The sequence below is a fragment of the Ketobacter sp. GenoA1 genome (assembly GCF_003671475.1).
Taxonomy (GTDB): domain Bacteria; phylum Pseudomonadota; class Gammaproteobacteria; order Pseudomonadales; family Ketobacteraceae; genus Ketobacter.
Genome location: NZ_RCHM01000001.1, coordinates 1 through 531, shown reverse-complemented (window position 1 = coordinate 531; position 531 = coordinate 1). Strand labels below are relative to the sequence as shown.

Annotated in this window: 1 protein-coding gene; it reads right to left on the bottom strand. The window is 41.6% G+C overall.

Going from position 1 to position 531, the window contains the following annotated elements:
- Nucleotides 1-42: 42 nt before the first annotated feature.
- On the bottom strand, nucleotides 43-531 hold a 489-nt coding region (locus tag D9N13_RS00005; RefSeq protein ID WP_290584461.1), incomplete at its 5' end, for a DUF4275 family protein.

Here is a 531-nt window from a genome sequence, read left to right as displayed (position 1 = left end):
GGTTCCCGTTGACCAACTTGTTAGGCGCTGATAGTTTGGTATTCACATCCAACCTTTTTGCTTTGCTTCTGCCTTTTTGCGTTCTTTTTCAATTAATCTAGTGTTTTCTTCGCAAAGCATCGTATATTTCGGATGTTTTGCAAAATAGGGACCTAGCCACCCCTCTTCGTGAGTAAAAGCCATTACCCACGCCATATTTGGAGGAAATACGTAGTAATCACTTAGATTACAAAACTCGGGCAATCTATCAGTTATAACTGCGCAGCCTTTTTCGTTGGGTAGAACAACAAATGTTGCAGCAGATTGCCTAAAATACTCAGCTCGAGCTTCTTCTCCGTTTACCGATGGATAGCCGCCACCACTAAATATATGCCATTTAAAAGCGCTAGTATTAAATCCTTGTTTGTTTTTAGCGAACACACTCATCCATGACTTTTCAATCTCGCCTGTTTCATCAAGCGAGAGCACTTTGACTATCTTTCCAGGTTTGACTTCATATTCAATTTGCACGAGAGCAACCTCGCCTAACGC